At 58.9% G+C, this 21,611-nt stretch carries 25 protein-coding genes and 1 tRNA gene; 18 read left to right on the forward strand and 8 right to left on the reverse strand.

What is annotated here, in order from left to right:
• From C1T17_RS11760 to C1T17_RS11770, 3 genes are all read right to left on the reverse strand, one after another.
• A complete protein-coding gene (locus C1T17_RS11760) occupies nucleotides 1-558 on the reverse strand; it encodes a hypothetical protein (RefSeq protein WP_189338321.1) in 558 nt (185 codons plus the stop codon).
• An 84-nt stretch (nucleotides 559-642) separates the two neighbouring features.
• Complete coding sequence (gene hisI, locus C1T17_RS11765; RefSeq protein WP_104953607.1) at nucleotides 643-1,023, reverse strand: phosphoribosyl-AMP cyclohydrolase; 381 nt, start codon at nucleotides 1,021-1,023, stop codon at nucleotides 643-645.
• Nucleotides 1,024-1,065: 42 nt separating this feature from the next.
• Nucleotides 1,066-1,254, reverse strand: a complete 189-nt coding sequence (locus C1T17_RS11770) for a hypothetical protein (protein ID WP_104953608.1) — start codon at nucleotides 1,252-1,254, stop codon at nucleotides 1,066-1,068.
• A gap of 180 nt (nucleotides 1,255-1,434) precedes the next feature.
• Here C1T17_RS11770 and hslV point away from each other — a divergent pair, with 180 nt between their 5' ends.
• A complete protein-coding gene (gene hslV, locus C1T17_RS11775; RefSeq protein WP_104955182.1) occupies nucleotides 1,435-2,004 on the forward strand; it encodes an ATP-dependent protease subunit HslV in 570 nt (189 codons plus the stop codon).
• Between the two features lie 41 nt (nucleotides 2,005-2,045).
• Nucleotides 2,046-3,347, forward strand: a complete 1,302-nt coding sequence (gene hslU, locus C1T17_RS11780) for an ATP-dependent protease ATPase subunit HslU (protein WP_104953609.1) — start codon at nucleotides 2,046-2,048, stop codon at nucleotides 3,345-3,347.
• Nucleotides 3,348-3,382: 35 nt separating this feature from the next.
• Here the strand turns inward: hslU and C1T17_RS11785 are convergent, their stop codons facing one another.
• The 3 genes from C1T17_RS11785 to C1T17_RS11795 all read right to left on the reverse strand — a co-directional run bounded on the left by C1T17_RS11785 (nucleotide 3,383) and on the right by C1T17_RS11795 (nucleotide 8,614).
• Entirely contained in the window at nucleotides 3,383-6,274 is a 2,892-nt protein-coding gene (locus C1T17_RS11785; protein WP_104955183.1) for a M16 family metallopeptidase, read from the reverse strand.
• Nucleotides 6,275-6,485: 211 nt separating this feature from the next.
• Complete coding sequence (locus C1T17_RS11790; RefSeq protein ID WP_104953610.1) at nucleotides 6,486-7,841, reverse strand: DEAD/DEAH box helicase; 1,356 nt, start codon at nucleotides 7,839-7,841, stop codon at nucleotides 6,486-6,488.
• Between the two features lie 302 nt (nucleotides 7,842-8,143).
• Entirely contained in the window at nucleotides 8,144-8,614 is a 471-nt protein-coding gene (locus tag C1T17_RS11795; protein ID WP_104953611.1) for a pyridoxamine 5'-phosphate oxidase family protein, read from the reverse strand.
• A 118-nt stretch (nucleotides 8,615-8,732) separates the two neighbouring features.
• Between C1T17_RS11795 and C1T17_RS11800 the strand changes: the two genes are divergently transcribed.
• The 12 genes from C1T17_RS11800 (at nucleotide 8,733) to C1T17_RS11855 (ending at nucleotide 17,114) form a co-directional block, all read left to right on the forward strand.
• Nucleotides 8,733-9,305: a NifU family protein gene (locus tag C1T17_RS11800; protein ID WP_104953612.1), complete on the forward strand. Its 573-nt coding sequence runs from the start codon at nucleotides 8,733-8,735 to the stop codon at nucleotides 9,303-9,305.
• A 37-nt stretch (nucleotides 9,306-9,342) separates the two neighbouring features.
• Nucleotides 9,343-9,936: a malonic semialdehyde reductase gene (locus C1T17_RS11805; RefSeq protein ID WP_104953613.1), complete on the forward strand. Its 594-nt coding sequence runs from the start codon at nucleotides 9,343-9,345 to the stop codon at nucleotides 9,934-9,936.
• Between the two features lie 36 nt (nucleotides 9,937-9,972).
• The gene (tsaB, locus tag C1T17_RS11810; protein ID WP_104953614.1) at nucleotides 9,973-10,605 is read left to right on the forward strand and encodes a tRNA (adenosine(37)-N6)-threonylcarbamoyltransferase complex dimerization subunit type 1 TsaB; all 633 of its coding nucleotides are present in this window, start codon (nucleotides 9,973-9,975) and stop codon (nucleotides 10,603-10,605) included.
• Nucleotides 10,598-11,071, forward strand: coding sequence for a ribosomal protein S18-alanine N-acetyltransferase (gene rimI / locus C1T17_RS11815; RefSeq protein WP_104953615.1), 474 nt, complete (start codon nucleotides 10,598-10,600; stop codon nucleotides 11,069-11,071). Before tsaB ends, rimI begins: the two co-directional genes overlap by 8 nt.
• Nucleotides 11,072-11,181: 110 nt before the next feature.
• Nucleotides 11,182-11,607, forward strand: coding sequence for a MucR family transcriptional regulator (locus C1T17_RS11820; protein ID WP_104953616.1), 426 nt, complete (start codon nucleotides 11,182-11,184; stop codon nucleotides 11,605-11,607).
• 117 nt (nucleotides 11,608-11,724) lie between these two features.
• Nucleotides 11,725-12,147: a Fur family transcriptional regulator gene (locus C1T17_RS11825; RefSeq protein ID WP_104953617.1), complete on the forward strand. Its 423-nt coding sequence runs from the start codon at nucleotides 11,725-11,727 to the stop codon at nucleotides 12,145-12,147.
• Between the two features lie 241 nt (nucleotides 12,148-12,388).
• On the forward strand, nucleotides 12,389-12,910 hold the full coding sequence (locus tag C1T17_RS11830; protein WP_262982699.1) for a lysophospholipid acyltransferase family protein: 522 nt from the start codon (nucleotides 12,389-12,391) through the stop codon (nucleotides 12,908-12,910).
• An 8-nt stretch (nucleotides 12,911-12,918) separates the two neighbouring features.
• Nucleotides 12,919-14,295, forward strand: coding sequence for a tRNA (N6-isopentenyl adenosine(37)-C2)-methylthiotransferase MiaB (miaB, locus tag C1T17_RS11835; RefSeq protein WP_104953618.1), 1,377 nt, complete (start codon nucleotides 12,919-12,921; stop codon nucleotides 14,293-14,295).
• 25 nt (nucleotides 14,296-14,320) lie between these two features.
• The gene (locus C1T17_RS11840; protein ID WP_104953619.1) at nucleotides 14,321-15,319 is read left to right on the forward strand and encodes a PhoH family protein; all 999 of its coding nucleotides are present in this window, start codon (nucleotides 14,321-14,323) and stop codon (nucleotides 15,317-15,319) included.
• A complete protein-coding gene (gene ybeY, locus C1T17_RS11845; protein ID WP_104953620.1) occupies nucleotides 15,312-15,815 on the forward strand; it encodes an rRNA maturation RNase YbeY in 504 nt (167 codons plus the stop codon). Before C1T17_RS11840 ends, ybeY begins: the two co-directional genes overlap by 8 nt.
• Nucleotides 15,816-15,855: 40 nt before the next feature.
• The gene (locus tag C1T17_RS11850) at nucleotides 15,856-16,806 is read left to right on the forward strand and encodes a hemolysin family protein (protein ID WP_104953621.1); all 951 of its coding nucleotides are present in this window, start codon (nucleotides 15,856-15,858) and stop codon (nucleotides 16,804-16,806) included.
• Nucleotides 16,807-16,874: 68 nt separating this feature from the next.
• Nucleotides 16,875-17,114: a hypothetical protein gene (locus tag C1T17_RS11855; protein WP_104953622.1), complete on the forward strand. Its 240-nt coding sequence runs from the start codon at nucleotides 16,875-16,877 to the stop codon at nucleotides 17,112-17,114.
• A 3-nt stretch (nucleotides 17,115-17,117) separates the two neighbouring features.
• On the opposite strand, the gene C1T17_RS11860 is transcribed toward C1T17_RS11855, so the two are convergent.
• Nucleotides 17,118-17,759, reverse strand: coding sequence for an MOSC domain-containing protein (locus C1T17_RS11860; protein WP_411269236.1), 642 nt, complete (start codon nucleotides 17,757-17,759; stop codon nucleotides 17,118-17,120).
• Between the two features lie 62 nt (nucleotides 17,760-17,821).
• Entirely contained in the window at nucleotides 17,822-18,040 is a 219-nt protein-coding gene (locus C1T17_RS11865; protein WP_104953624.1) for a DUF2945 domain-containing protein, read from the reverse strand.
• 90 nt (nucleotides 18,041-18,130) lie between these two features.
• Between C1T17_RS11865 and C1T17_RS11870 the strand changes: the two genes are divergently transcribed.
• The 4 genes from C1T17_RS11870 to C1T17_RS11885 all read left to right on the forward strand — a co-directional run bounded on the left by C1T17_RS11870 (nucleotide 18,131) and on the right by C1T17_RS11885 (nucleotide 21,610).
• The gene (locus C1T17_RS11870; protein WP_104953625.1) at nucleotides 18,131-19,309 is read left to right on the forward strand and encodes a glycosyltransferase family 4 protein; all 1,179 of its coding nucleotides are present in this window, start codon (nucleotides 18,131-18,133) and stop codon (nucleotides 19,307-19,309) included.
• A 6-nt stretch (nucleotides 19,310-19,315) separates the two neighbouring features.
• Nucleotides 19,316-20,635, forward strand: coding sequence for a replication-associated recombination protein A (locus C1T17_RS11875; RefSeq protein WP_104953626.1), 1,320 nt, complete (start codon nucleotides 19,316-19,318; stop codon nucleotides 20,633-20,635).
• The gene (locus C1T17_RS11880; protein ID WP_104953627.1) at nucleotides 20,632-21,507 is read left to right on the forward strand and encodes a hypothetical protein; all 876 of its coding nucleotides are present in this window, start codon (nucleotides 20,632-20,634) and stop codon (nucleotides 21,505-21,507) included. The genes C1T17_RS11875 and C1T17_RS11880 overlap by 4 nt, the downstream gene beginning before the upstream one ends.
• 27 nt (nucleotides 21,508-21,534) lie before the next feature.
• A tRNA-Thr gene (locus C1T17_RS11885) sits at nucleotides 21,535-21,610 on the forward strand.
• The last annotated feature ends 1 nt before the right edge of the window (nucleotide 21,611 follow it).

Raw genomic sequence — 21,611 nt, forward strand, 5'->3', positions numbered from 1 at the left:
TCAGTCCAGTTGATCGAATAAGGATGTGGATGAAGTGGAGGCCATTCGCGCCGCATTCAGACGGGTTTGCGGCGTGTAGCCCAGAACGCGGCGTTCTTCCGGACTCTTCGCGTCGTAGTTTTCGGCGAGTGTCTTGCCATAGCTCGCCAACGTCGCAACCGACATGCCGCTGGACAGCGCGCTGGTCAGAACGTCGCGCTCCCGTGCCTTCATCTCGCTCCGCGCTGCGGCCTGTTCCTCATGTGAGAACTTGCCGCCCTCATTCAGAACAATCGAGGCAAGTGCACGTCCTGACAACGCGTTCACTTCGGCATCCTTTTTGCCGGACGCATATTGCTTGTCCAGAGCAGCCCGGGTTTCCTGCGCCAGGGCGCCGAACTCCTTTGCCCGATCCGCCTGATTAGCTTGCGCCAACAGGCCCGAAGCAGAGATTGTTGCTGAGTCCGCTGAGTTGCCCGCGGCCTTTTCCTTAGCCGCCTGTGCAATCGCCAAACGCGCCTGGGTGGCCGTAATCGCGCTACTGCCCGTGGACGTTGAACCGTTCGTCAAAGTGGACATTATGGAAAGCAACGACATGGAATCCCTCGGACATTCAAGCAATCCGAAGGGTAAAGGATCAGGGTTAATAAATCCTTGTGCGTGTCAGGACGTTTCTATCCGGACGAGACCCTCATGCGTCACGCGGCGATAGAAGCAGCTCGTTTCCCCTGTGTGACAAGCCGGCCCTGCCGCACGGGCAATGATCCAGATCGCATCCTGATCGCAATCAATCCGGATGTCTTCGACAGCCAGCACATTGCCGGATGTCTCACCCTTCTTCCAAAGGCTGTTCCGGCTCCTGGACCAGAAATGCGCTACCCTGGTTTCAAGCGTGAGAGCCAGTGCTTCCGCATTCATGTGGGCCAGCATCAGCACTTGCCCAGTCGCGAAATCCGTCACCACCGCAGTGATAAGGCCGTCGGAACTATATTTAGGATCAAGATGAAGACCGACATCGCGGGCTGTGGAAAGGTCTGCGTTCATCCACGCGCTATAGGGTTAGCGAAGAGCCTTGCCAAAGGAAGATTACTGCAGGGTTTCTCCAGACGCCTCGACTAAACGCTGCAACTGCACACCATCGCAGTCCGCTTCACCACAAGAGCACGCGTCTATCGAGTATCTGATGCCGCACAGAATGAGCTTATCATCATCAAAAGAATAGTTGGCGATTCCAGCGCGTTCTATCTTTTCCTGTGCTCTGGCCTTCAGCGACATTCGTAAACTCCCAAGCAACTCGCCCCAGCATCTTTCAGAGACGTAAGGTCCATGTTGCGGCGCAGCATGTCAACGCCATGTGGCACCTTTGGTTCCCGATAAGGGACGCCTTGCGATAGAATGAAATCTGCGCACGATGACCGTCTTGCGGCAGGAGACAATCCGACCCATATCCGGCCCATGAACGCAGAACAGAACAGCAGCGGATTGCCGAAATGGCACGGCACCACCATCCTTTCGGTCCGTAAAAACGGTCGAGTGATCGTTGTCGGCGACGGTCAGGTCAGCATGGGCCAGACCGTGATGAAGCCTAACGCACGGAAGGTCCGCCGCCTGCATGACGGCTCGGTCATCGGCGGCTTCGCTGGCGCAACTGCCGACGCCTTCACGCTGTTCGAACGACTGGAATCGAAGCTGGAGCGGCATAATGGCCAATTGATGCGTGCCGCCGTCGAACTCGCGAAGGATTGGCGGACCGACAAATTTCTCCGCAACCTCGAAGCGATGATGATTGTGGCCGACAAGGATGTGACGCTGATACTGACGGGTAATGGCGACGTACTGGAGCCAGTTGGCGGCGTCGCCGCGATTGGATCGGGCGGCAACTTTGCGCTCGCCGCTGCCCGTGCGCTGGTCGAATATGAAGCCGACGCCGAAGTGCTTGCTCGCAAGGCCATGGCGATTGCAGCGGACGTCTGCGTCTACACCAACGATCAACTGACGCTCGAAGCCATCGATAGCGCCACCTGACCACCTTCTCCCACGCCGGGAGAGCAATCAAAAGCGAAACAATGAACGACGCCCTTACTCCCAAAGCCATCGTGGCTGCGCTTGACGCGCACATCATCGGCCAGACTGACGCCAAGCGCGCTGTCGCAGTTGCCCTGCGCAATCGCTGGCGCAGGCAGAAGCTGGATGCCGCGCTCCGTGATGAAGTCACGCCAAAGAATATCCTGATGATCGGCCCCACAGGTTGCGGCAAGACCGAGATAAGTCGCCGCTTGGCCAAACTCGCCGACGCGCCGTTCGTGAAGGTCGAAGCGACAAAGTTCACCGAAGTCGGCTATGTCGGCCGCGACGTGGAGCAGATCGCCCGCGATCTGGTCGAGGAAGCGGTGCGCCTGGAACGCGACCGCCGCCGCGAGTCTGTTCGTGAAGCTGCGTCCGAAGCGGCGATGAACCGCCTGCTGGATGCGCTCACCGGCAAGGAAGCGAGTGAGGCGACGCGTCTTTCTTATCGATCGCGCATCGAATCAAATCAGATGAATGATGCCGAGGTGGAGATCGAAGTTGCCGACGCGCCTTCCATGCCGATGGAGATACCCGGCATGGGTGGCCAGGTCGGCATGATTAATCTGTCCGATATGATGAGCAAGGCTTTCGGGCAGCAGCAGAAGAAGCGCCGCAAGATGCGCGTACCCGAAGCATGGGACAAGCTAGTGGAGGAAGAGCAGGACAAGCGGCTGGATCAGGACGATGTCGCCCGTGTGGCGCTCACCAATGCCGAACAGAACGGCATCGTGTTCCTCGACGAGATCGACAAGATCGCCGTCAGCGACGTGCGTGGCGGCTCGGTCAGCCGGGAGGGCGTGCAGCGTGACTTGCTGCCGCTGATCGAGGGAACAACGGTGGCGACCAAATATGGCCCGCTGAAGACCGATCATATCCTGTTTATAGCGTCCGGCGCGTTCCACGTTGCTAAGCCCAGCGACTTGCTGCCCGAACTTCAGGGCCGCTTGCCGATCCGCGTGGAGTTGAAGGCGCTGACGGAGGATGATTTTGTCGCCATCTTGTCTGACACGAAAGCGTCACTTGCGGAGCAGTACAAGGCGCTGCTGGCAACCGAGGGGTTGACCATCGACCTGACTCCGGAGGGCATCCGCGCAGTGGCCAAAGTCGCCGCCGAAGTAAACGAGCAGGTCGAAAACATCGGCGCGCGTCGTTTGCAAACCGTGATGGAAAAGCTGTTGGAGGAAGTCAGCTTCGATGCAGAGGACCGCGTGGGTCAGACCTTGGTCGTCGATGCCGCCTATGTCGCCAGCCAGCTGGATTCCATCGCGAAGAATACCGACCTCAGCAAATACATTCTGTAAATGGCGACGGGGCGGCGCCAGCGCCGCCCCGTCCTTCACTTGCCCGCGCTAACCCCCTCGGGCAGAACAACTGCCGACCAGCTTTTCTGATCGACCAGATACTTCTTCGCTAGAGCCTGCACTTCGGCAGGCGTGACGCTCAGCAGATCGCGGCCCATATTGTTGACGACATCGACATAGCGCGGGTCGCGTGCAGCACCTTCGGTTTGCTGCATCCAGAACGCATTACCCGTGCTCGCCCGCGACAATAGCTGCCGCATTGGCGCCACAGTCCGCTGCAGTTCATCGTCACTCACGGGACGTGCGGCCAGATCTGCGGCCGTGTCTTTGATTAACTGGAAGAAGTAGCCGACTTTCTCCGGCTTTACCTGGCTATTCACGAGAATATATCCACCGCTTTCCGATGAGAATGGCCAGTTGTTTTGAACGCTTGGCGAATAGGCCGCACCATCCGTGGAGCGTAGCTTCTCGAACAGGCGATCATTGAAAATCTGTGCCAGAATCTCAAGCTGCCTGCTCTCCCGCGAATTGGTGAACCCGCCTGCTGTCGGCCAGGCCATGACCGCTGCTGCCTGATCCTTGTCTCCCCGATGCCGTAGCACCACGGGGGTCGCAACGTGCGCCGGGAACCGCATCTCTCGATTGGCGGCAGGAACCGGCTTGTCCGGCCTCTTGGGCAGCGCCCCGAAAGTAGCGGCTACCTGAGCGATGGCATCATCGGGCTTCACCTGCCCGAATATCTGAATCTCAATGGGCCCGGATGCCAGCGCCGGCTCCCAAGCCGCGCGAAACGCGGCGGGCGTCAGCGCAGCAATCTCTGCTTTGTCGGGCGTACGATAGCGGATGTCCTTCGCGTGCAGCAGCCAATTAAGATCGCGGCTCAACACCGCGTCCGCTGACGTTGAAAGCGTATCATAGGCCGCAGCCATACCTGCCTTCACGCGCGCGATCGGCGCAGGGTCCCAGCCGGGATAGGCGAGCTTCGTCGCAAACAGCTTCAACTGGTCCGCGTAGTCCGCTGGCCGCGTAACCGCCGCCATCTCAAACGCGTCGTCATCCACAGAAAAGTCGAAGCCCAGCCGCCGACCATTAGTCAGTTCGTCAAGATCACGCTGACCCAGCTTGCCAATTCCGCCAGCCATCAGCGCATAGCCTCCGGCCCAACTCGGCACCGGCTTGGTCGGAGAGAAATCCTGTTGCCCATGACCGAAACGCACATTGATCCGCACCTTCTCAGGCTCGGCATCATTGGCGAACAGCGTCAACTTCACGCCGTTAGAAAACGTGATCGTCTCAAGCCCCAACACGCCCATTGGCGCGCGTGACACAACTGTGCCTGGTGTCCCAAGCTTCGGCAGGTCGGCCATCGTCACGGGATCGTCGCTCAGGCGCACGCCCTTGGCCGCAATTGCGGGGATCTTCAGCACTGCGTCCAGCTTTGCCTGAGCGCCCGGCTGTGGCGCGGGCAGCATCAGGAGCGCACGCGTCACATCGGCCGTGAACAGCTGCTTGGTGGAGGCCAGCAGCTTGTCCGGTGTCATCGCCGCCTTGCCGCCACGGAATATATCGAGCGCGGCCTGTGGGCTGACGGTCGTCTCCCGAATATCAACGGCATTTACCAGATCCCAGGCCTGCTTCGACCCAGCCTCGGTTCCCGAATTCTCGACTTGTATCGCGAGCGCCGTGTCGAACTGCGCGTACTCGCGATTGATCTCCGCCTGGCTCGGCGCAGTCGTACGCGCGTCTTCGATAACGGCGCGGACATCCATCAACGCCTTCGCCCAATCCGCGCCTATCGGCATGATACTGATGAACGTCCCGTCGACCGAGCGGGAAACGTCCTGCTGCTCCACATTGGCCTGAAGAAAGCTGCCGCCACTTCGCGCCGCCTGTTCAAGACGACGATTGATGATCTGGAGAGCCAGCGCGTCCGTCAACTTGTCCTGATTGTAGATGATTGTATCAGCGCGCGGACGCCAGGGGCGCAGGAAAGCGTAGCTCAGGCCGGTTGGTACACCCGGCTCCACGATCACACCGGCGGCGGGCTTGGTCGGGTCCGGATCGCCAAAGTCAGGCAGAGGTTCCGCCTTCCCCGTCGCCTTCCAGGGCGTGAAATGTTTCCGGATGAGCGCCTCGGCCGCCGCAGGTTCGATGTCACCCGCGATTGAGATCACCGCGTTCTCCGGGCGATACCAGCGCTGGTGGAACGCCTCCATTCGGGCGGCCGTCGCGGCGTTGAGCGTAGGCAGCGTCCCAATCGGAGAACGCGTCTCCATGCGCTGCCCTGCAAACAGGAAGGCGCGGGTCGCGTCACTCACCCGACTGCCGGGCCCATCCCCTTCCCGCTTCTCCGCCAGCACCACAGACCGCTCGGCAGTAACGGCACTATCCACGATGTTCGGATCAGTCATCATGCCGGACAGTATCTTCATACTCTCGTCCAGCCCCTCAGAAGTCGCTTGAGGAAGGTCCAGAGCGTAGGTGGTTCCGGTCGGCGTCGTTTGCGCATTGCTGTCGCTCCCGAACGTCACACCCAAGCGCTGCCAGATACGTTTGGACTCTCCATCAGGCACATATTTCGAACCGCGGAACGTCAGATGCTCCATGAAATGCGCATAGCCCAGTTCGTCGGGCTGCTCCATCAACGACCCAGCGTCAATTCGAAGGCGGATAGCTACCTGCCCCGGCGGCACACCGTTACGGCGCACGGCATAGCGGACTCCGTTGGGCAAGGTTCCGAAGTGCCACGCCGGGTCCATCGGCACGTCGCTATTCTCGTAAAGCCATGGCCGTTTCTGCGCAATGTCGTTCGTGAGCGGAGACGACGCAGGCTTGCTGTCCTGTGCCTGGACTGTAATCGGAGAAGCCGTCAGCAGAAAAGCTATAACGGAGAGCGATGTGGCGGCGCGCCGGAAGGGTAATGTCATATCGCGCCAGCCTAGCGCCATTTTTATGAATGGCCACTGACAATGCGGGCGAGCGCGCCATTGTCAGACAAAACAATCCGCTCGTCCTGAGTAGCCTCTGAGCGAAGTCGACGAAGCATATCGAAGGCAGTTGCTCAGTGCAATGCTTCGATACAGGTCTTTGACTTCGCTCAGCGCTTACTCAGCACGAACGGCTGCTAATTAATTCGTATCAGCGTCCACCGACTCGCTGCACAGCGCCCTTATGCGCGCCAACGCCGTTGCGGTTGCGCGGCCGGAAGGGGCGCTTGGCAGGAGACGCACCGTCACCCGTTGCGCCGTCGCGACCACGATGCGCGCGGTCGGGACTGCCCCGGCCCGGTCCACCACGGCCATTGCCGCCCTCGTTGCCCTTCTTGGGCGGCGCGGCCTTGGGCAGGTTACGGACGGCTTCAGAGAAATTCTCCGGCAGCACCTGAAGTTCGCAACGCACGCGCGTCACCTTCTCGATCGCCTTCAGATACTGGCGCTCATCATCCGCCACGAAGCTGATTGCGATGCCCTCTGCCCCGGCACGCGCGGTGCGGCCGATGCGATGGACATATTGCTCCGCCACATTGGGCAGCTCGAAGTTGATGACGTGGCTGACGCCCGAAACGTCGATGCCGCGCGCCGCGATGTCAGTCGCTACCAACAGCTTTACTTGTCCCGCACGGAACGCTTGCAAGGCCGCAGTACGCTGCGCTTGGCTCTTGTTCCCATGAATTGCGACAGCAGGAATGCCCGCACCCTCAAGGAAACGCACTACGCGATCCGCGCCATGCTTGGTGCGCGTGAAGATCAGCGCACGTTCGATCGGCTCGTTCTTCACGGTGATCGTAAGAAGCGCCTGCTTCTCGGCCTGGTTCACATAGGTCGCATATTGCTTCACGCGTTCCGCCGTCGTCGACTGCGGCGCGACAGACACCTTCACCGGATCGACGAGGAACTGACTACCCAGATCAGCGATCGCTTTGGGCATCGTTGCCGAGAAGAACAGGCTCTGGCGCTGCTTCGGCAGCATTTTGTCGATGCGCTTCAGCGGCTGGATAAAGCCGAGATCCATCATCTGGTCGGCTTCGTCGAGCACGAAAATCTCGACATGGCCAAGGCTAAGCGCGCGCTGTTCGATCAAGTCGAGCAAACGGCCCGGCGTCGCGACCAGAATGTCGATGCCGCCGCGAAGCTGATTGATCTGCTTGTTGATCGGCACACCACCGAACACCGTCGCGACCGACAGCTTCATGAAGCGGGCATAATCGCGGAAGCTGTCCGCAATCTGCGCGGCCAGTTCGCGCGTCGGCGAAAGCACCAGCATCCGACACCCCTTCTGGGGCGTCTGCTTGGGATTGTTGTGAAAATAGTCGAGGCTGGGTAGCGCGAACGCCGCCGTCTTGCCGGTGCCGGTCTGCGCGATACCGCACAAGTCGCGACCTTCCATCAGCGCCGGAATGGCCTGCGCCTGAATGGGCGTCGGCACTTCGTAATTCTTGGCGGCGAGCGCCTGCAAAATGGGCTCGGCAAGACCAAGTTCTTTAAAGGTAGTCAAAATGGTATACTCACAATGGAGCGTTGCGCTCCGGAGACTGCAAGACGCAGTCCGGGCACAAGGCGGGTTACGAAACGACCCGCGTGAAAAGGGAAGCCTCAAGCAAAGCGCAGGTCATTGGCCGGTCCGTTCTTCCACCTGACTCCGTCAAGAGGATTTAGAGGACGATCACGCTACCAATCGCTACGGGGCCGAAATGGCCCGATGCTGCGCTGCGAAGCATCTAAATGAGATAAGTAGAAATAGCAAGCAATTCCCTCGGCCCGCTCTCCATAGACTGGGGAGCGGGCCGATCGACATTCCTAAAGGCTGACTTCCACGTGCTTGCCCTTCATTTCAGATCGCACATTTGACCCTACAAGCATCTTGAAAACACCTTTTAGCGTCATGTCGGCCAACCATATCTCTGCGTCGCCCAAATCAAATCGAAGCATCAAAAGATTGGGGTCCTGTCGACCGCCTTCATACCATGCAGCGACGTCGTTCGACCAATGGGCATCAATGATTGCCTGATCCGTTTCCTCCGTCAGAGTACCCGCGATACATGCAAATAAATGGTGATCCTTCCCCGCAAACTGCGCCATTGCCGGGCCGCCAGCCGCCAAGCGGTTGTCGCGCGACGTGTAGAACCAGAAAGCGCTGTTGGCATTTTTATCCAGTTGGGCGGTCATTGGCAGGCTATGCTGATGCGCATTTTCCAGTCCGACCATCAGGAAGGGGCTTTCGGAGAGTTCTTTCCAGAACCGATCCTTGATCGCTGTTTCGTCACTCATTTCCAGTGCACTCCTGATTGTTGGGGGTGCATTATAAAGCGCTGGAGCGGGGTACGGGTTCCCCCGGGCGTCACCAAGCTTGCTTGATTTCGGCGTCAGGTCGCCCCACATAGCTGGAATGTTGATCGAAACTGAAACGACACCCAACCCGTCTACACTGAAGTTCCTGCCGGGACAGACCGTCATGGCGACCGGAACGCGTGACTTTGCAACGCCGGAAGAAGCAGAAGCCTCTCCTCTCGCAGATGCGCTCTTTTCCTTAGGAGACGTAACCGGCGTATTCTTCGGCTACGATTTCGTCTCGGTAACGCTCGTGGCTGGGGCCAACTGGTCTGAGGTGAAGCCTGATGTGATCGGCATCTTGCTCGATCATTTTTCCGGCGGCATGCCACTGTTCAGGCCGGGATCGGCGTCCGACATAAACGTGCCCTCAGACGAAGCATTTGAAGACGATCCGGAAGATGCGGAGATTGTCGATCAGATCAAGGAACTGATTGAAACGCGAGTGCGCCCTGCGGTAGCAAACGACGGCGGCGATATCATCTATCGTGGTTTCAGTAAGGGCAAAGTATTCCTGAAGCTTCAAGGGGCCTGCGCTGGATGCCCCTCTTCATCCGCCACATTGAAGCAGGGAATAGAGTCGCTTTTAAAGCACTATGTGCCCGAAGTCACCGAAGTCCGCGCAGTCTAGCACTCCGGCTCTACCAAGTTCATTGCAGGAGTTCGAAATGGCCAATGCTTTGCCACAGGAAGCGCTCGACCAGATTTTCGTGAACGGGCGCTCTTACAACGGTTTTCTGGACAAGCCGGTATCGGAATCTGATCTTCACGCAATTTGGAACTTAATGAAATGGGGGCCGACCTCCGTCAATCAGTTGCCGGCGCGGATCGTGTGGTGCGTCAGCCAGGACTCGAAAAATAAATTGGCAGCTTTGTCGTCGGGCACCAACAGCGCCAAGATTCAGAAGGCTCCGGTGGCGGTCATCATCGGCATGGACGAGAACTTCCATGAACATCTTCCCGAACTTTTCCCGCCAGCAGATGCAAAGTCCTGGTTCGACGGCAACGACGAACTGAGAAAAACGAGCGCATTCCGCAACTCGACGCTTCAGGGTGCTTACTTCATCATTGCGGCGCGCGCCTTGGGGTTCGACACCGGTCCGATGTCGGGTTTCGATAATGCAGCCGTCGATGCGGCTTTCTTTGCCGACACCCCTCATGTGAAGTCCAACTTTATCTCGACCTTGGGCTATGGCGATCCTGCCACGATCTTCGGGCGTCTTCCGCGTCCAGAATTTGGCAAATTCAACCGTATCGACTAACGGCGGGAGGCATAGCTTCTTTTTTGGGCAGTATCCTTGCGTACTTTGGTGATCGACACGGCAACAGAGATACTATCCGTCGCTTTAATTGATGAGACGCGATGCTTGGCGCATCTGCATAAACGGGTGGGTCGCGGCCATGCCGAGCGGCTTATTCCTGCAATCGCCGGATTTCCAGAAGGCGGACGTGCTGACCTTATTGCCGTAGATGTTGGCCCAGGCAGCTTTACCGGCGTTCGTATCGGACTGGCGGCCGCCAAGGCGTTAGCGTTTGGCTGGGGCTGTCCGGCGGTCGGTTACACGTCGCTGTCAATCATCGCCGCAGCCGTCGTTCGTAAACACGAGCCGACGAACGACTTTCCCATAGTTATCGTTGGAGGCCACGGAGAGCTGTTCTGGCAAATCTTCCCCTCGCGCTCGGACGAGCCAGCCACCGCCATCCGTTCAACTCCCATTGCAACTTTGGCAAGCACCCTTAGCGACGAAGTAGTCTATGGATCGGGAGCAAAGGCGCTTGTTTCAGCGCGAGGATATGGAACGGCGGTAGATGTGGAGGCAAACAGTCTCTGCTACCCGCTCATCAACGTCGGTGCCGCATTGCCGTTGACGCCCGTCTACGGCCGTGGCGCCGATGCAAAGCCGATGGCTGATAGATCGCTCAATGATTAGCGGTCTCGTTCTAGAACGGCATGACCGCTCCAACGCGCAGGCGCAGTCCTGCGCTATGAAGGTGATGGATCGCGCGTTCGATCCTGCTTTTGGGGAAGCGTGGACCGCATCGCAACTGGCCGGGATCATGGCATTGCAGGGAACATGGTTGACGCTGGCTAAGCTCGATGCAGCCACACTCGGCTTTTGCCTCACTCGATCGATCTTTGACGAAGCCGAACTCCTTCTACTTGCAGTCGATCAAGGTTGGCGGGGCCGTGGAATAGGCTCATCGCTGATCCGTGACTGCCTAACCGTTGCGCGCGGACGCGGCATAAAATCTGTGCACTTGGAAGTTCGGGCAACCAATAATGCCGTTCAACTTTATAACAAATCAGGCTTTAATCATGTAAACACGCGACGCGATTACTATCGCGGCGCAGATGGGCAACTTTATGATGCCATGAGTTTGCGCCTTGATCTGTAGAACACGCCAGTATTCACTTGAATTTGGATATTCTTTGGAATAACGCCCAAAAACCCTGATTGAAATCAATGTTTTCAAGGGTCGCGAATAATCAGGCCAGGAGTATCGCCATGGAAGAACAATCCGCTCAAGCAGAAATGCTCATCACATTGACGTCGGACATTGTCGCGGCCCACGTGTCTAATAACAGCGTCTCGGTTTCCGACCTGCCTGTACTTATTCAGAACGTATATGGCGCGCTGGCTGGCCTATCTGAAACGCCTCCCCCGCCTGAAGTGAAGCTTGAGCCTGCCGTATCGGTGCGTTCTTCGATAAAGCCGGATTATATCGTGTGCCTGGAAGATGGCAAAAAGCTTAAGATGTTAAAGCGCCATCTTATGACCCATTATCAGATGACGCCCGACGACTATCGTGCCAAATGGAATCTTCCCGCAGACTACCCCATGGTCGCTCCCAATTATGCCGAGCAGCGGCGCACATTGGCCAAGAAAATCGGCCTTGGCACCAAGCGGCGCCGGCGCGGCGTAGCGAAATAAGTTTTCGATCTCAGATCGTGTAGGCAGCGCAGGTTGAAACACTGCGCTGCCTTTTGCATATATGGTATAGGGTCGGTATGAACGGCCATTGCCTTTAATTTGCAGAACAGGGTTTCCATGAACCGCAAGATCGACGTTGAAGCCCTGTGCGCCGAAAAAGGGCTACGCATAACCGAGCAGCGTCGCGTGATCGCGCAGGTGCTGTCCGAAGCGGAAGACCATCCGGACGTGGAAAAGCTGCATGCTCGCGCCTCCTCCATCGACCCGGGCATTTCGATCGCCACCGTTTACCGTACCGTGCGCCTTTTCGAGGAAGCGGGCATATTGGACCGCCATGATTTCGGCGATGGCCGCGCCCGATATGAAGCCGCGCCGGAATCGCATCATGACCATCTGATTGATGTGGAAACCGGAAACGTCATTGAATTCGTCGACCCGGAACTGGAACAGTTGCAGCGCATGATTGCAGCAAAGCTCGGCTTCCGTCTCGTCGATCATCGGATGGAACTGTACGGCGTGGCTCTCGACCGAAAGAGCTGATTTGCAGCTTCGGGCGTTGGTGATCCATCTCCGCCAAGGCAGGCGGCTCTTCGCGCTGGCATGTGCGCTGATATTCTGTCTCTTACCTCACTTGTGTTGGCGGGCGCTTCAGATCCGCTCCCCGTGGCCGCGCATCTTCATGAGGCTGGCAGCGCATTGCGTCGGCGCGAGGGTAATAGTTAAAGGCACACCGCTGCGGCGGAATGTGTTGTTTCTGGCGAATCATCTAAGTTGGATAGACGTGCTGGCAATCGGCGGCACGACAGGCAGCGCCTTTGTAGCCAAGGATGATGTGGAAGATTTGCCGCTCGTCGGATGGCTCGCAGCGCAAAATCACACTTTGTTCGTCGCACGGCACAACCGTCATGAGGTTGGGGAACAGGTGAATGCCCTTCGCGCCGCGATCGCTTCAGGCTTTGCCATGACCTTGTTTCCAGAAGGAACGACGGGTCACGGCGATCAACTGCTTCCCTTCAAACCTGCCTTGTTGGCCGTCATGATGCCCCCACCCCGCGACCTTCAGGTGCAGCCGGTTTATATCGACTACGGTCCTGCCGCCACCCAGATCGCCTGGCATGAACCGAGCCTTGCGACCAACGCGCTACGCGTGCTCGCTCGCCCCGGCAACCTTGCTGTCACCTTGCATTTTCTGCCGCCATTCGATCCGCAGAACTTTCCCAACCGCAAAGCTCTGGCCGAGGAAAGCAGAAAAAGGATTGGGGCGTTCCTCCCGCCTATCGCCCCGGCATCTCCCACTGTATAGCAAAGCCAATGAATCGACCTGTCCTACCCAAGCACATTCAAGCGCCTCGCAGTACTGCCGCGCCCGCCACTTTCCGAGTCAAGTCTTTCGGTTGCCAAATGAACGTCTATGATGGCGAACGGATGGTTGAAATGCTGGGCGCGCAGGGCATGACAGCCGCTCCTGAGGGTGCGGACGCAGATTTGGTAGTCCTCAATACCTGCCACATCCGGGAGAAGGCGGCGGAGAAGGTATATTCCGATATCGGCCGTTTGCGCCGCGACGACGGCACGCGCCCGATGATCGCCGTCGCAGGTTGCGTGGCGCAGGCCGAAGGCGCAGAAATCTCCCGCCGGGCGCCGTCCGTGGACATAGTCGTCGGGCCGCAAGCCTATCACAATCTGCCAAAGCTGATAGCGAAGGTGACGCAAGGCGAGCAGGCCCTCGACACCGACATGCCTACCGCGTCCAAGTTTGATGCGCTTCCAACGCGGCCGCGGCAGGCGCGTCCCACAGGATTCCTCACCATTCAGGAGGGTTGTGACAAGTTCTGCACTTACTGCGTCGTACCCTACACACGCGGCGCGGAGATAAGCCGTCCCTGGTCGGCGATCCTTGACGAGGCCAAAGCACTGATCGATGGCGGTGTTAGGGAGATAACTCTTCTAGGACAGAATGTTAACGCATGGACCGGTGAAGACGTGAGAGGCCGCCCTCAATGCTTCGATGGCCTGATCCGGGGCTTGGCGGACCTGCCGGATCTTGCCCGCATCCGCTATATGACCAGTCACCCCAACGACATGACAGAGGGCCTGATCGCCGCTCATGCCGAAGTCGAAAAGCTGATGCCCTTCCTGCACTTGCCTGTGCAGTCAGGCAGCAACTCCATTCTGAAAGCGATGAACCGCAATCACACGGCGGAAAGCTATCTCGCAATCCTTGAAAAGGTGCGCGCGGTCCGGCCGGACATAGCGTTGAGCGGCGATTTCATCGTCGGCTTCCCCGGCGAGACGGAAACCGATTTCGAAGCGACCATGGCGCTTGTGGAGCAGGTCCGCTACGCCATGGCATACAGCTTCAAATACAGCCCCCGCCCCGGCACCCCCGCCGCCGACATGGATCGCCAGATCCCGGTCGAAGTCATGGACGAGCGGCTACAACGACTACAAGCTGCCATCAACACGCATCAGGTCGAATTCAACAGCGCATCTGTCGGCAAGCGCGTGCCCATCCTGCTGGAACGTGAAGGTCGCTATCCAGGGCAGAAAATCGGCAAGACACCGTGGCTGCAATCAGTCCATGTTGTAGCGCCCGACTCAGCGTTGGGCGACATGATCGACGTTGAACTTCTCTCTGCCGGGCCAAACAGCCTTGCAGGCGCATTGATCGAGAGGAAAGCTGCTTGAACGAAACCACCATGGGGGAACGATAATGGCGAAAAAGCATCAGGTCCGGGCTGAACCCGGCGAGCGCGCCCGCCTCGAAGTGACGTTCGAGAAGCCTTACCTCCTTGGCACATTGTTCGGGCAATTCGATCAGAACCTCGTCGCTATCGAGAATCGGCTTGGCGTCTATATCGCAGCACGCGGCAACCGTCTCCAGATCGAAGGGGAAGCGGAAGCAGCCGCGCGCGCGCGTGACGTCCTGACCGGCCTATACAACCGGATCGTGGAGGGGCAATCCATAGATAATGGTACAGTGGAAGCAGTTATCGCCATGTCTTCAGAGCCGATGTTAGATGGTATAATCCGCCACGATGTCGCCGAACCGCCAAAGGTGATGATCCGCACGCGCAAGAAGACGATCGTCCCGCGCTCGCCGACACAGGTCACCTATATGGAGGCGCTGGTCCGCAACGATGTGATCTTCGCCCTTGGTCCGGCAGGCACCGGCAAGACCTATCTTGCTGTAGCCCAGGCCGTCAGCCAGCTCATTTCGGGAAGCGTGGATCGCCTGATCCTCTCGCGCCCGGCGGTCGAGGCGGGCGAGCGGCTGGGCTTCCTGCCCGGCGACATGAAGGAGAAGGTGGACCCATATCTGCGTCCACTTTACGATGCACTTTACGACACGCTGCCTGCCGAACAGGTGGAGCGGCGCATCGCATCGGGCGAAATCGAGATCGCGCCTCTCGCCTTCATGCGCGGGCGCACCTTGGCCAACGCCTTCATCATCCTCGACGAAGCCCAGAACACCACCATCGCGCAGATGAAGATGTTCCTGACTCGCTTCGGCGAGAACAGCCGCATGGTTATCTGCGGTGATCCCAAGCAAGTCGACTTGCCGCAGCCCGGCGCATCCGGGCTTGCCGATGCCGTGCACAAGTTGGAAGGCGTGGAGGGTATTGCGGTAGTGCCGTTCGGGATATCCGATGTCGTCCGCCATCCGGTCGTCGGCCGCATCGTGCAAGCCTATGAGGGTCCCGATGCTTGACGTTGCCCTTATCAACGAGGGCAACGATTGGCTCAGCGGCGTTGATTGGGAGCGATTGGCGACCAACGCCGTGACGGCGGCCATCCGCCATAGCCCGAATGCCGATTACGAGACTCAGTCGGCCGTCTATGAAATCGCGGTGAAATTGACTGACGATAAGGAAGTGCAGGCCCTCAATCGCGACTATCGCGACAAGGACAAGCCCACCAACGTTCTGTCGTTTCCTATGGTGCAGTCGGATCTGCTTGAAGCCATGGGCAATACGGACGATGGGGAGGTGTTGCTGGGCGACATCGTGCTGGCAGCAGGAGTGTGCATTCAGGAAGCAGGAGCCAAAGGGATTTCCGTTGCCGATCACGCCGCGCACCTGATCGTCCACGGCACCTTTCACCTCCTTGGCTACGATCACATGGAAAGCCTCGACGCCGAGGCGATGGAAGCATTGGAAATACGCGCGCTTGCCTCTATGGGCCTAGCTAACCCCTATTCGGATTGAAGGCTCAACTTCACCGGCAACATAAGGAAGTTCAACTCCCATGGCTGACGACAGCCCGACGCCTTCGAAAGACGCGGACAGTAGCAGCGGTAATGCATCTTCCAGCGAAGGTGGTTTATGGCAGGGCCTGAAAGCCCTCATCTTCGGTGAAGAAAGCGAACACAGTCTCCGCAAGGAAATCGAAGAAGCGATAGACGAATATGACGAAGACGATGAGGACGGCCGCTCGGCCCCCATCAAAGGCGATCTATCCGCGATAGAGCGGCAAATGCTCCGGAATCTCCTTCATTTCAGCGAACATACGGTCGATGATGTGGCCGTTCCCCGCGCCGATATCATCGCCATTGAGGAAAAGGCCAGCTTCACTGATCTGGCGGCGCTCTTCGCAGATGCCGGACATAGCCGTATCCCCGTTTATCGCGATACGCTCGACACCATCGTCGGCATGATTCACATCCGTGACGCCTTCGCAATCCTGGCGGGCAAGGAACCGCCGCCCGCGACGTTGGAACCGCTGATCCGTCAGCCTCTCTATGTGCCTGAGAGTATGGGCGTGCTCGACCTGCTCGCTGAAATGCGCGCCAAGCGGACACATCTGGCGATCGTGCTGGACGAGTATTCCGGCACCGAAGGTCTGCTGACGTTCGAGGATCTGGTCGAGGAAATCGTCGGCGACGTTGAGGATGAACATGACGAGGCACCCGAAGCCCTCCTGATTCCGCTGGACGATGGCATGTGGGATGCAGACGCCCGTGCCGAGCTGGAAGATGTGGCCGAAGAAATCGACGAGAAACTCGCGGATGTGGAGGAGGATGTCGACACTTTGGGTGGGCTTGCCTTCGTCATCGCAGGCCGAGTGCCCGAAGTCGGCGAGATATTCATGCATGAACAAAGCGGCTGGCGGCTGGAGATCACCGCGAGCGACAGTCGTCGAGTGACGCGCCTGCGCCTTCATCCGCCGGAGCATGCTGAGGCTGAGGACAACGAATAGAGCCAACCTTGCGCATCGGCGGCCGCCGATGCAGCTAGACACTCAAGACGGACGGGGGAAATAAGTCGATGGAAACGATCAACTGGAACGCGGTGTCGCAACTGCACGAGCGCGACGACGCGGGTTCCGACATGTTCGTCGAGTTCAAGACCCTGATGAATGGAACGCTCGGCGAGTTGATCGCCTATGTCATGACATTACCCACGGATCAGAAGGCGCGGCTGGTCATCGATGCCTCCGGCGTCGGATCGCTCAACATTCATGACATCACCAATCTGGCGAAACGGCCCGACTTTCCCAACGCTTGATCTTCACGCCGCAGCGAGTTTCCGCGCACGCTGTCGCCACGCTTCCGCCAGCAGCGTCATACCCGCCAGCGTCCGTACAGCTTCCGGCTCCTGGCGGTGCCCGCCTGCAATCAGCAGTGTAAAAACCCGAGCGACCGTCCATTCGGGCAATGGCCGTTCAATCAACGCCATTTCAGTTTCTGCCTCAACTTCACCCTCTCGAACAACGCGGAAATACACGCCTGCCCGTCCGGTCGATATCACCATCGACATGATACCCGGTGCGCCGAACCGGTGGTTTAGTTTCCAGCATGGCTGACGACCATGACTGACTTCGACTATCGCGCTTCCCATGGAAAAGCGATCCCCGATACACAGGTCCAGCTCTGTCATGCCCTTCGAGGCGATATTCTCGCCGAACGCACCGGGAGCGCCCAGCACATCATGTTCGGGCATTATCTCCCGCCAGAAGGGATAATGTTCCTGCGGGTAGAGATGAATGGCCTTGTCCCAACCGCCATGGTGAACGGGGTCTGCAACCGCGTCCCCTTCAAAGCCAGACCAGTTCAACCGTACCAGACCGGAGCGCGGCACTTTGCCGATCGCGCTATAATGCTGATCGCGAAATAGCACCGGTTGCCCAGTCAAAAGCGCGGAGATCGACATACGGCTCATGCCGCTTCATTGCAGAAGCGCTGCTTCGTTTCCAGTCCCCAACGAAATCCTGCTCAGGCGGAGTGAAGTTCTGATCCCAATTTCAGCACCTCTCCGCCGTTTTCGCTATCCACCAGATAGGCGGGATTGTCGGCGCTACCATTGCGGGAGACTTTTGCCCCCTCAATGGTTCGTTCGACGTGCCTGTCGAACCGCTCCTTGATCTTGCCATGTCCTGTACCGGTGCCCCAGTTCCAGCGCACGCGCTGTCCCTTGTGAAACGCCTGAGCCATATTCCTCGATCTCCTCTCGTCGTCCATAAAGCGAAACTTGTAGAGGCGGTTCCCTTGGCCTTTCCGGCAGTCTCGTTTAAGGGGCCGGGGATGAACTCTGATGGCCTTCGCATTGCCTTGTTCAGTGGCAATTATAACTATGTCCGGGACGGGGCGAACCAAGCGCTCAATCGATTGGTGGGCTATCTGTTGCGACAGGGCGCCCAGGTCCGTGTCTACGCTCCGACGATCAAAACACCCGCGTTCCCGGCAACTGGCGACCTCGTCAGCGCGCCATCAATGCCGATCCCAGGGCGCGGCGAATACCGCGTGCCCTTTGGCCTCTCGCCACGACTGCGCCGCGACCTCGCAGCTTTTGCCCCTAATATCGTGCATGTTTCCAGCCCCGACCCACTCGGCCATCGTGCGCTTAGCTGGGCGCGGGCGCGTTCTCTTCCGACTATCGCTTCCGTTCACACGCGGTTTGAGACCTACCCTCGTTATTACGGGCTGGCATTCATGGAACCGGTGATCGAGGCAGGATTGAGGCGCTTTTATCGCCGATGCGACGCGATCATGGCACCCTCGGATTCCATGGCGCAGTTACTTCGCGATCAGCGGATGAACTATGATGTGGGCATCTGGACGCGCGGCATCGATCAGGAGATATTCAACCCGAACCGCCGCGATCTGGAATGGCGGCGGAGCCTTGGCATAGCGGATGACACCCCCGTCATCGGCTTTACCGGCCGGTTGGTGATGGAAAAGGGTCTCGACGTTTTTTCCGACACGATCGAGCAACTACAACGACGTAACGTGCGCCATCATGTTCTGGTGCTGGGCGATGGTCCCGCGCGTAGCTGGTTCGAAAATCGCCTGCCGAATGCAAGCTTCGTCGGCTTCCAGAGCGGTGCCGATCTTGGTCGCGGCGTGGCGAGCATGGACATGCTGTTCAATCCCTCCGTCACAGAGACTTTCGGCAACGTCACGTTGGAGGCCATGGCCTGCGCCCTTCCTACTGTCGCCGCTCGCGCCACGGGGAGCGAATCCCTTGTCACCGATGGCGTTACCGGACGCCTGATAAGACCCGGCGCGGTCAACCTCTTTGCCGACGCGCTTCAGCATTACTGCGTCGATGTCGCAAGCCGTGAGCGCGCCGGGGAAGCGGGACGCTTCGAGGCGGAGCGCTACGGCTGGGATCACGTCAATCAGGCGCTGGTCGATACCTATATCCGTGTCATAGGCCAGCGGCAGCGCGGGGCAATGGCGCTGGCAAGTCCGGTCCCCTGATCCGCCATGCCTGACCTTTTCGGCGATCCGCCTGAACGTACGGAACCGAAGGAGCGCCCCGATGCGCCGCTCGCGGACCGGCTGAGGCCTCGTACTCTCGCGGAAGTGGTGGGACAGGAGCATCTGACCGGACCGGACGGCGCGATCGGCCGCATGGTGGCGGCGGGACGCCTTTCCTCCATCCTCTTCTGGGGGCCACCCGGCACCGGCAAGACGACGATCTCGCGTCTACTGGCCGACGCGGTGGGGATGCGCTTCGAACCGATTTCAGCAGTGTTCTCCGGCGTCGCGGACCTCAAGAAAGTATTTGCGTCAGCGCGCGAACATGCGCGCCTGAGCCAAAAAACCCTTCTGTTCGTGGACGAAATCCATCGCTTCAATCGTGCGCAGCAGGACAGCTTTTTGCCCTTCGTGGAGGATGGCACCGTAACCCTGGTCGGCGCGACGACCGAAAATCCGAGCTTCGAACTGAACGCCGCATTGCTCTCCCGCGCGCAGGTTCTAATCCTTCGGCGCTTGGACAGTGATGCACTGGAAAAGCTTCTGGATCGTGCCGAAGCACTGATGGAACGACCGCTTCCTCTAACAGCCGCGGCACGGGAGGCGCTGGTCGCAAGTGCCGACGGCGACGGTCGGTTTCTGCTCAATCAGGCCGAGACGCTCTATTCCGTTGCCGTTCCCGAACCACTCAACCCGGCGAGCCTGTCTGCGCTGCTTCATCGCCGTGTCGCGGTGTATGACAAGGATCGTGAGGGGCATTATAACCTGATCTCCGCCCTCCATAAGTCTCTGCGTGGGTCCGATCCGCAAGCGGCTCTCTATTATCTCGCGCGGATGCTGACGGCAGGCGAACAACCGCTCTATGTCCTGCGCCGCCTTGTTCGCTTCGCCAGCGAAGATATCGGTCTCGCTGATCCACAGGCGCTTGTTCAGTGCCTCGCAGCCAAGGACGCCTACGACTTCCTCGGCAGCCCCGAAGGCGAACTCTCGATCGTGCAGGCATGCCTCTATTGCGCGACTGCACCCAAATCCAATGCCGCTTATGCCGCACAGAAAGCCGCGTTCCGCTCAGCCCGCGAAACCGGATCGCTGATGCCGCCTCAGAACATCCTGAACGCCCCAACAAAGCTGATGAAGGATATCGGTTACGGCAAGGGCTACGCCTATGACCATGATGCTCCGGAGGGTTTTTCCGGCGCGAACTACTGGCCGGACGAACTGCCGCCGCAGACCTTCTACACCCCTACCGATCGTGGCTTTGAACAGCGCATCGCGGAGCGCCTAGCCTATTGGAATGCCCGACGCGCGGAGCAGCGCGACAATTGAGCGCTCCGCATTTCGATCAATTCGCCGTTATCGATTGGTCCGGGCAAGCCGTGGCGCGTCCCGCCGGTCTCGCTGTTGCACAGGCATCCTCTGGAGACGATGCCCCCACCCTGCTTCGTCCCGATGGCGGATGGAGTCGCGAGGCAATCCTGCAATGGCTGTTCCAACACGCGGAAGCCGGAAGGCGCATCCTGATCGGCCTCGATCTCTCCCCTGCCTTCCCATATCTCGACTGCGGCAGCTACTTCCCCGGCTGGAACATCTCTCCAGAGACGGGACCGGAATTGTGGGCACTGATCGACGCATTATGTACGAATGACTCGCATCTTTCGGCCAACGGTTTCATCAACCATCCGGAGGCACGCCGCTATTTCCGGCAACGCGGCGATTGCGGCGATCTCTTCCCCGCGGGCAGTGGCCGTTTCCGCATCTGCGAACATGGCCAGGCAGCCATGCGGCTATCCCCTTATAGCTGCTTCAACCTTGTAGGAGCGGCGCAGGTGGGTAAGTCGAGCCTCACTGGAATGCGCGTGCTGCATCGATTGCGGGGCATCGTTCCGGTTTGGCCCTTCGATCCCGTTCCAGACAGCGGCCCCCTTATTGTCGAAATTTACACGGCGTTGGCAGCCAGGGCAGCGGGCCTTCGCAAAGGCCTTTCAAAAATCCGCACTGCTCCCGCTCTTGACGAAGCTCTTGCAGCATTCGCTACTCGACCGCACGCGCCGCTTGACCGCTATGACGACCATAGCACGGACGCAATCCTCACGACCGCGTGGCTCCGGCGGGCAGCACAAGATGATCGCTCCTGGCATCCCGAAAAGCTGACGCGTGAAATTGCACGAACGGAGGGCTGGACGTTCGGTGTGATCTGATAGTATGGGCTTCGCAGCAACGCGGTAGCCGGCTTAGCTCAGTTGGTAGAGCACCTGATTTGTAATCAGGGGGCCACGGGTTCGAATCCTGTAGCCGGCACCAG

Source organism: Sphingobium sp. SCG-1 (genome assembly GCF_002953135.1).
In the GTDB taxonomy this organism is placed as follows: domain Bacteria; phylum Pseudomonadota; class Alphaproteobacteria; order Sphingomonadales; family Sphingomonadaceae; genus Sphingobium.